1 protein-coding gene is annotated in these 3,095 nt (G+C 34.1%); it reads right to left on the reverse strand.

What is annotated here, in order from left to right; all coding sequences use genetic code 11:
• Positions 1–1,326 precede the first annotated feature (1,326 nt).
• Positions 1,327–2,949 carry a caspase family protein gene (locus ACFPQ4_RS02615; protein ID WP_378110174.1) on the reverse strand — a complete coding sequence of 541 codons (1,623 nt, stop codon included), beginning with the start codon at positions 2,947–2,949 and terminating at the stop codon, positions 1,327–1,329.
• Between the last annotated feature and the right edge of the window lie 146 nt (positions 2,950–3,095).

Genomic DNA, 3,095 nt, shown 5'->3' on the forward strand with positions numbered 1-3,095 from the left:
TATCGGTCTATGTTTGGACATCTTTTACCGGCTAATTTCGGTCATGGTAGGTTAGCGGAAACATCTTATCTTTCTACTTCCTTCTTATTGGAATTATAACCCAGTCTTTCTAGTGACGCACTTTAATTCCACATAAAAAAGAAGCCGCGACTCCGAAGTATAATTCTCCACCGGTGTATCTCGCGACTACTTTGTTTGTTATTATTCTGTTCTTTATTGATCTTATGGACGCTCTTACAGAGAATTTCGTCTAACGTTGTTGTATTCACGACGTCCTACCGACTTAAGCCCCGTTAGGGGCGGCCGCGATGCGGTTAGTCGGTGCGGATGTGTCCGGCTGCGATTACTTCTCCGCATACTGAAATGCCTCATCGAACTCACTTCGGACTTCTGCCGGACCGAGCAGCCGTAAGGCTGCGATGCGTGAATATGGTGTTAGACGTAGTTACTGACTTCATGACAAACATTCAACAAGTACTGTAATTATTTAATAATCTTTAGATCTACAATTTTCTTTGAATGCTTCAAATACTCTATTTTTATTTTGTCACCAACCGACTCTTCATCAATGACGCTCATAAAAGAATTCACATTAAACTTTGCATCGTTATCCAAGATAATACGATAAGTATTTGAAGTAATTTTCACTCCATTATTTTTTTCAATTTCTAAGTATTTTATTTTCGAAGTTTGAATTTCCTTGTTATTGAAATAGTCATAGAGATCTTGATAAAAAACTTTAGAATCAAATGATATAAACAATACAATCAGGACCACAGAGATGCTTAGAATTGTATAGAGTCGCAGTTTCAAACTTCTAAACAGCTCAATTAATACATAATAGAAATTTATGATAAAAAGTAAGAATAGAATGATCCAAAAATGTCTATGAACAAATGAGTTAATTAATACACCAGGCGCAAAAGTACCTAAAAGAAACTTCGAAGCCAATGGCCATATCTGAACATAAACTGATGGAATCATTGTAATTATGATTGTTACCCATGTAATAATTCCTATTATTCTTGGATTCTGATATATGATGAACTTCTCCTTTCATGTGTTTCGGTAATTACGTCTAACGTTGTTGTATTCACGACGTCCTACCACCTTGAGCCCGGAGGGTGGCCGCGATGCGGTTAGGTGGTGGGATGTGTCCGGCTGAATTAACTTCCCTGCTACTGAAATGCCTCTTCGACTCCACTTCTAACTTCGTGCCGGACCGAGGGCGAATGCCCGATGCGTGAATATGGTGTTATAAGAAGTCGACGCCATCATTGAGTTACAAAAAACGCCCTGCCTTCCGGCTCGGGCATTCAAATATTGTTATTGAGAAACCTTCAATTCCAAGTCTTTCTGGCTTTCGGATTTTTTGCTTTCTGTTTTATTGCCTTCGGTTTTATTACCTACGGTTTTATTGGTTTCATCTTTTTTGCTTTCAGTTTTAGCAGTTTCATTTCCCTTGTCTTCAGTTTTAGTTTGCATTACGGAGGAATTATATCTCTCAACTAGGGGGGCTAAAATATAATAAGTATATTCTGAAAGAATTTTATTAAGAGTTTCACTAATTTTTTGATTATCTTTTAGTTTTACTTCAACAGTTTTCCAATCAAAATTATTATTAATACTTCTATTACTCCAATTTGATTCATCGTAGTTTGAGCAAAAATAAAACAATCTAATATTATTCTTTGAAGTAATAAATAATAGTGAACAATTATACCATTGTAAATTTTCGTATTTAGGTTTTGCAATAATCCTTATTGCTTTATATGGGTATTCATATGTTGTTGAATACCCAGTAATTATTTCACGTGTTTTTGTAACGTTCTTTTTTTTCTCCGATTTATTCAAACCAAAATTAAACAGAGCTGTTGCAAACGAGGGTTCCTCTTGTTCTTCAATATATGTTTCAACATTAATATTAGGCTTTGCAAAATAATCATGCTTATTATCTTTGAGCCACTTACCAATAAGATTTAGCTTAGGAACATTTGGTTCTGTGAGACGTTTATTCTCTAACGTTTTAAAAGGATGAATTTCGACATCATAAATGTTCGTGAAATTCGTAGGGAAACTGTATTTCTCTATTTGTTCTTTTATTTCCCCCATAATTTTCAAAACATCCACTTCTGTACAAAATTCATTAGCTTCGTTCATAACAAATTCTTCAAAGGAAACTACGCTTTTTTCTGTATCTTTTTTCTTATCCTTTGAATCAGAATTAAATATCGACAGCAACGTATTTCTCATTTCTTGATCAATAAAGGCAAACTTCTCGGTGAAATTCGCTTGTGTTACAAAAAATGGTGTTTGTTCTGAATTGTTTTCAAATTCATCAGAGATATAATCAATAATATCCTTATATCTAATATTTTCCGATTTATGAGATATCACAGCATTTACAAAACTTTTAGTAAAGTGACTGACCTCATCCTGATATGAGTACTGTTCACTTTGAGATGAGAACATAAAATAGCATTTGTTAAATCGGCTGCCAGTCTCATTTAAATATTTTTCAAAGGAGCTGTCTCCGCCTTTTACGTATGTAACACCTGCTTGACAAGCGTCTACGACTTTTATAAGTAGTTCTGGATTGACACTTCTAAATAGGTTATCTAATTCATTATTTTCAAGAGAAGTTTGTTTTCTTTTCTTTTTGTCAAAGTCAGAAAGAATATAATAAAACTCGTTATTAAAAAACTCTCCATGACCGGTGTAATAGAAAAATAGTTCGCCTAATTGTTTATCTTCAAACTTAGACAAAAAATTTGTTAACTGGTTTTTTATATCATTACTATTTGTTTTTTCATTAAGCACTAAAATCTCATCAAATTTATTTATCCCACGAACAACATGGTTTATATAATCAACATCAGTTTGACATCCAGGCAGATTATTTGCTGAATCAATATACTCGCTGACGCCTAAAATAATAGCAATATTCATATTAATCCCCTCCTAATACTATTTCCATAGATTAGTATATCATTGATACACATTTTGTAAATTTTAAGATTTTAGCGTCGATTTCTTATAACGTTGTTGTATTCACGACGTCCCACCACCTTAAGCCCCAACGGGGCGGCCGCGAT

This window comes from Cohnella yongneupensis, from assembly GCF_042655785.1.
In the GTDB taxonomy this organism is placed as follows: Bacteria; Bacillota; Bacilli; order Paenibacillales; family Paenibacillaceae; genus Cohnella; species Cohnella yongneupensis.

Bases quoted from the DNA above. Each gene is read 5' to 3' on its own strand.
- ACFPQ4_RS02615 (WP_378110174.1), bottom strand. From the start codon at position 2,949: ATGAATATTGCTATTATTTTAGGCGTCAGCGAGTATATTGATTCAGCA.